The organism is Methylobacterium sp. Leaf111, assembly GCF_001423285.1.
Taxonomy (GTDB): domain Bacteria; phylum Pseudomonadota; class Alphaproteobacteria; order Rhizobiales; family Beijerinckiaceae; genus Methylobacterium.
This window is the reverse complement of sequence record NZ_LMNE01000047.1, coordinates 1-5,952: the sequence shown is the minus strand read 5'-3', so window position 1 is coordinate 5,952 and position 5,952 is coordinate 1. Positions and strand designations below refer to the sequence as shown.

Annotated in this window: 6 protein-coding genes; 3 read left to right on the top strand and 3 right to left on the bottom strand. The window is 57.8% G+C overall.

Going from position 1 to position 5,952, the window contains the following annotated elements:
* Positions 1-147 precede the first annotated feature (147 nt).
* A complete protein-coding gene (locus ASF41_RS19180; RefSeq protein ID WP_056496104.1) occupies positions 148-597 on the top strand; it encodes a hypothetical protein in 450 nt (149 codons plus the stop codon).
* Between the two features lie 147 nt (positions 598-744).
* On the opposite strand, the gene ASF41_RS19175 is transcribed toward ASF41_RS19180, so the two are convergent.
* The gene (locus ASF41_RS19175) at positions 745-1,473 is read right to left on the bottom strand and encodes a sensor histidine kinase (RefSeq protein WP_082504682.1); all 729 of its coding nucleotides are present in this window, start codon (positions 1,471-1,473) and stop codon (positions 745-747) included.
* A gap of 608 nt (positions 1,474-2,081) precedes the next feature.
* Between ASF41_RS19175 and ASF41_RS24240 the strand changes: the two genes are divergently transcribed.
* Entirely contained in the window at positions 2,082-2,564 is a 483-nt protein-coding gene (locus tag ASF41_RS24240; RefSeq protein ID WP_082504681.1) for a PRC-barrel domain-containing protein, read from the top strand.
* A gap of 176 nt (positions 2,565-2,740) precedes the next feature.
* On the opposite strand, the gene ASF41_RS24235 is transcribed toward ASF41_RS24240, so the two are convergent.
* Both ASF41_RS24235 and ASF41_RS24230 read right to left on the bottom strand, forming a co-directional pair.
* The gene (locus tag ASF41_RS24235) at positions 2,741-3,172 is read right to left on the bottom strand and encodes a DUF4440 domain-containing protein (RefSeq protein ID WP_082504683.1); all 432 of its coding nucleotides are present in this window, start codon (positions 3,170-3,172) and stop codon (positions 2,741-2,743) included.
* Between the two features lie 57 nt (positions 3,173-3,229).
* Positions 3,230-3,721: a lipocalin-like domain-containing protein gene (locus ASF41_RS24230; RefSeq protein WP_082504680.1), complete on the bottom strand. Its 492-nt coding sequence runs from the start codon at positions 3,719-3,721 to the stop codon at positions 3,230-3,232.
* Between the two features lie 1,095 nt (positions 3,722-4,816).
* Between ASF41_RS24230 and ASF41_RS19170 the strand changes: the two genes are divergently transcribed.
* A complete protein-coding gene (locus tag ASF41_RS19170; RefSeq protein WP_156653390.1) occupies positions 4,817-5,884 on the top strand; it encodes a hypothetical protein in 1,068 nt (355 codons plus the stop codon).
* The last annotated feature ends 68 nt before the right edge of the window (positions 5,885-5,952 follow it).

The window sequence follows — 5,952 nt, the reverse complement described above, 5'->3', positions numbered from 1 at the left end:
CTCGCCCGTCGTATACGAGCAGGAGACCCGGCCGCACCCGTCACCTGAGACCCGGCTCAGCTAAGCCCCCTAACCGTCCACAGAAACGGGGCAATCCCAGGCCGCAACGATCTCCAGCACTACAAGCGCGTTGCATGGCTGGCAGCCATGAAAGCCAGCAAGTTTGAGATCGGCACCCTGCATGAGGTCTGCGGCATGACCGCCGCTGATCTGACGGAATGGCGCGAATTCAACGCCATGTACCAATTCGTTATGCGCTGCATCCTGCGCGACTTCTCGTCAGCCGAACCCGTCGTAGTCTACGTGTTCTCGCGCAAGCAGGCTGAGTACCTTCGCAGCCGCCTGGGCGGCAAGATCGAGAAGGTGGCGGGCATCGTGGTCGATAAGCCGGTTCGCTGCACCCACGAGGGCGGCGCGATGACGCCTGCGGAGCGGAAGAAGGTGCAGTACTGGCGCGAGAAGATGGGCAAGGCGGGGGTCTGCGACGTGCGTCTCCTGCCCAAGATCACCAAGCTGACGGAGCGCGAGGTGGAACTCGTTAACGCCACCTTTGAGAGGTTAGCGGTCGAGCCAACCCCGCTGGGCCTTGCGGCGTGACAAGTCCCTAAAAGCAGGCGCGGGCATTGTCCCGCGCCCTCCTGTTGCGATGATCAGCTAACCACTGCCCAGCGGGCCAGGACGGGTTTCCAAGGACGGCAAGACAGAAAATTCGTGCGAGCATACGAAGGGCACACGAGCTTACGCCTAAACGTGGGCTGTCTCCCGCGTACCGCTTTTTCGTACCGTGGGGGCGAGATGCGCCAGCACGGTGCACATCACCCCCGTTGGCTTGAAGGTGAGGCTGACTTCGCCGTCCATCGCGTCCCTAAGGGCACGCTCAATCAGCTTTGATCCAAACCCACGACGCGTGGGCGGCAGAACCGGCGGGCCACCAGCCTCGCGCCACTGAAGTCGCAGTGTACGGCCATTCGCGCTTCGGGTCGTAGTCCACGTGACCTCAACACGGCCGGTCGCGACGGAGAGTGCACCATACTTGGCCGCGTTCGTGCCGAGTTCATGCAAGGCCATCGAGAGCGCCAGCATCTGCCGTGGTTGCAGCCTCACGGACGGCCCGCTCACATCAAACCTATCTGCGACGGTTCGTGCGCCATGAACGCTTATCGCGCCATCCACGACCTGTTTCAGATTCGCGCCTGCCCAGCTTTCATCGATCAAGAGGGCGTGCGATTGCCCGAGCGCTGCAATCCGAGCCGTCAGCGCGTTGCGAGCCGCCTCAACCGACGCCTCCTCGCGAAGCGTCTGGTTGACCAAAGCCTGCACGAGCGCCAACGAGTTCTTCACCCGATGGCCCAACTCAGCCATCAGCAGCCGTTGTTGCTCGCATTTGGCACGAAGTCGAGCATTGCTCTGCTCTAGCTCCGCAATGCGTTTAGCCGGTGATCCGGGTGAGACGGACATGAAGTCGGCGAACATCAAGAGCGCCGTCTCTGTCTCAGCCCAGCGCGACGAGCAGCTTCCAAGGACGGGGCTGAGTTCCAGTGTGTGCACGTTACCCTCCCATGACAGACGGGCTCCGAGAGCCCGCCGGAAACCTTCCGGCCGCCCCCATCTGTCGCGGGTACCTGGGAGACGAGCCACCGGACCGGAAGCTTCGACTCTTTGGTGGACGCCTCGGCGCCGCACTCCAGATCGTCCAACCCTATGAGATTGTGCCTGAGAGCTTCCGGGGGCGGTTGCTCCTCGACGCCATGACCTGAGCTAACCGGTCTGGGCTCTCTCGTAGGGCCGTGTACGGACAAGAAGATGCTGGCACGGCGCAAAAGGACTGACAACACACGTTTTTTGTGCTGCCTGCGCCGACTAGTTGTGTGCGGCTAAGGTATGGGTGCGTCAGTCCAACCACCGCCGAGCGCAGCGGCACGACACACGCGGAACTCGGATCATAGCTTCCTGCCAGTCCAAGGGTAGCCATTCAGCAAAACCCGCATGGGACTGGAACGGGAAATCGAACTTGGCCGTTGCAGAGCCCAGCCTAGAGGGCTGGAGGACGGCAGCACTCATGCCGTTACGAGGAATCTGTCATGAGCAAACTACCAGTCATCGCCCTCGTTGCGGCTGCACTACTTTCGGGGCGGGTCGCCGCAGAAACGGTTTCCCCGACTGACCAGCGCTTCGTTCGCGAAAGCAAGGTGGGGCAATGGAAGGCGTCAAAGACGCTTGGACTCAAGATATACAACGATAAAAATGAAAACATCGGTCAAATCACCGAACTAATTTTCGACAAGCAGGGGCAAATAGAGGCCGTTGTCATTGGCGTTGGTGGGTTTCTTGGTGTCGGTAAGCGCGAGATTGCAGTGCCACTTGGTGAAATCAAATCTCCTAGCCAAGAAAAATTGAAAGACACCTCAGGCTCGACACCATTAGACGCTGGCAAAAGTGAAAATAAGTCCAATAATGACGAAAAAAGAGCAAAGATGGAGGACATCGGCACACCGCCTTATGCAGTGCTAAAGATGACGAGCGACGATTTAAAATCTGCGCCTGAGTTTAAAATGGTACAATGATGTGCCGATGGCTTGGAGCGCGCGGCAGACGGCACAATCTAAAGGGGGTACTGAATAGCTGATTTCTCGGCCAGACCCTAGCTCTCAATTTATTGCTCTAGCCCAGGCGGCAGCGAGATGCCGGGCACCCGGAATCTTGCTGCATTCTGACTACAACTTAGCCATGTAAGTTAAACTCAGTTCCACGTATGAAGTACACTTTTCCATTCATTGCCTTGACGCTCCATCACATTAACCCAATTGCCTTCAAATTTCTTTTTAACTCCACCCTCTCCAGGCCCCATCATTTCCCAGCGCCCGGTTACAACCATCATCTTGTCCTTAGGTATGGCTGAGTTCACGGTGACCTTGTGATTGTCAAAACCTTTGGCTTTAAGTCCGGCAAAAAACTTTGGGATGCCATCTGCGTTCACTGGCGTGCCTTTAGGAACAACCATCGCATCAGATGTGTAGAGCTTGGCAAGTCCCTCCATGTCGTCAGCGTTGTATACTTGATCCCAGCGATCAGCCGCTTTCTGGCCGTCATCCTTCAAATCAGCAAGCGCCAGCGTCGGAACAATCAGAGCAACGGATGCATATGCTGTTAGCTTGAGGAACTTGGAAGACATCGAGACCTCCATTATGAGCGCATTCGCTGAAGTGGTGAAGATTTTCTACGAAAATCCTTACGGAAACTTTTTATAAGTCAAAGTGAGGATACTCATTTTACCATCAACGTTGAATTTGAATGGTGGGGTCGTAATAATGAGATTATTATCTTTGTATTCTACGCTTCTGATTTGTGATGTTCCGGTCCAGACTTCGTTCCACGATGTATCGATGTTGTGATTTACATTCTTGCCATCAAATGAGTATGTGCCAGCATATGCAAAGAAGCTTTTGTGAAGACCAACCCGATCTTCATCCGACATCTTGTCATTTGCTATGGGCTTTTTTCTGCCTTGGTAGGCGACGACAACCATCATTCTTCCATCCGGACTATAATTGAGCCAGCCGGTTGGATTTAGTCCTCCGTACGCGTCAATCAGTTCATTCGTATCGACAAGCATTCGAGTAGCGGTTGTCAGCCGCCAGTTACCGATCAAATCTTGCGCATCAGTAGCTCGGGCTGTTGATACGCCCATACATAGGACGGTCAGCGCTATCAACACCCGCATACGATCCTCCTCCAATTTGATTCGCGAGGTTCGAATGGAGAAGAATACTCTGTTGAGCGTCGAGTTCCAGCGTTTTTTAGAACCTATCCAGGCTGTCCGCCTTTGGCGGTCATCCTGTCGGCTTCGCTGGCCTGCTCGACGCCTCGCGTTCGCTTCGGTCCTCTCGCATGCCTACGCTCGCCGACGACATCCTCGACATGATCTGACGGACATTCTCGTGGAACGGGTTTAGCACTCTCCGGGCACTTTCCGAGATCACTGGTGGGATCGTCAGCCTCGACCATCAGGACCGACCGTTTCGGGGAAGTGGTGGGAACCGTATGGGGACGTTCAGAAGGACGTGGCGGGGACGGTGGGATGATCTCGACTGGCCTTCGTTCGTCGCCTGTTCTCCTGGGCGGGCCGTTTTCCTCACGGCCCATCTAATAAGGGGAGCCGCCGGGACACGTGAGAAACAACTGGCTCACAGGACATCAGGGTTATGATGCAGGTGAGGTCCGACTTCCTCCTTCCCTTCCCGACACCCAGCCGACCTGTGCTCGCGCTTGTTACTCACCCCCTTTGTAGAGATCGGCGGGGCGGAGGGGCGACCTGAGGATCGCAGGCCTGAGCATCGCGGGGCCGAGAACCGCCGGGTCAGCCCGTCCGCTCTGCCGCGAGTGGGTGGGTGCGCAAGCACCTACTCCTCGATCAACGGCTACCCGAACAACGTCCGGTCACCGGACGCTGTCGCCACCTACGATCTGGTGACAAGCCCCCTCAGGCAATCCCACTACCGCATGAGACTGGACACTCATCGACGGAAACGACGGGAACAGCACGGCGCCCTTCAGCCACCGTTTGTGACCACCTCGACCGCACCGTCTGCCGCAAGAAACGCCCTTACCCAACAATTAAGCCTCTGAATAAAAACTACTTTTCTACAAGAGGGCGAACGCTCATAGAACTTAAAATCTTGCGGCCTTTGGCTGTGCGGGTTCGAGTCCCGCCGTCCGCACCAAACCTTTGAAATCGTGAACGGGGCCAGTAAGATGCTGGCAACAAGGTGTTTTTCGGCGCTCCTCGCTACATAGGGCGCTACAAATGGCCGTTCCGATGACCTCCCTCAGCCGTGCCCCGAACGGGGATTGGTTCGCCCGTAAGGGCATCCCGAAGGACGTTCGCGAAGCGTACAAGCGCGCGTTCGGTGTCTCCCAGGAGGAGCGTTTCCGTCGTCCTGGGAGCTTGTCCACGGGTTCCGCAAAGGCAGAGCTACGGGAATGGGATGCGACCGTAACCGGACGTATCGAGGCGCTGAGGGCTGCTGCAAGGGGTGAGGGTAGGGGACTGACGCACCGTGAGGCCCATGGTCTTGCTGGTGAGTGGTACTTTTGGTTCGTCGCGAGGCATGAGGCTGAAGCCGACCCTCCAGAACGGTGGGACGGCCTACACGAAGCGCTGGAAGATGCCCGGTTGCGCTTTGCTAGCCGGGACGACACGCATAGCGCTGATGAACCTGTAGAGAGCCCGGCTGCACGGAGGCACATCCGTGGGGTCGTCGGAGAGCTGGGGCTCATCGCAACGTTCCTCGGTGAGCAGGGCATCCGCCTTACCCAGGAGGCGACAGACGCCTTCCTCGACATTGTCGAAGGTGAACTCCTCGCTGCCGCTGCCACCCTCCGACGACGAGCTGGCGGAGATTTTTCGGCTGATGGACGCGTGGAGCGATACCCGGAGTTTCGTCAGGCCCTTCCTGGGAAAGCGGCGGGGCTCACCTGTTGGTCCCTGTTCGAAGCTTGGATCGCAGAGCGCAAGCCTGGAGCAGCCACGGTGGACCGCTGGCGTGCGGTGTTCAAAGGGCTGGACGCCTTCTTCGAGGGCCGAGACATCGCTGCCATCACCGGGGATGACGCCATCGGGTGGAAGAACACCCTTGTGACCTCAGACCGCTCACCTCGTGTCGTGAATGACGTGTGGCTCCGTGCAGCTCGCGTGGGTTTTGGTTGGGCGCTGGATAACAAGAAGATCGCCACCAACCCTTTCGCTGGAGTGAGCGTGGCTGTCGGTAAGGCGCAGCCGAAGGTGCGTGAGAGAGAGTTCTTGGACGACGAATGGCGAACCATCCTCAAGGCCACCCTGACGCCACCTGAAGGGTGGGATTGCCCCGTTTCTGTGGACGGTTAGGGGGCTTAGCTGAGCCGGGTCTCAGGTGACGGGTGCGGCCGGGTCTCCTGCTCGTATACGACGGGCGA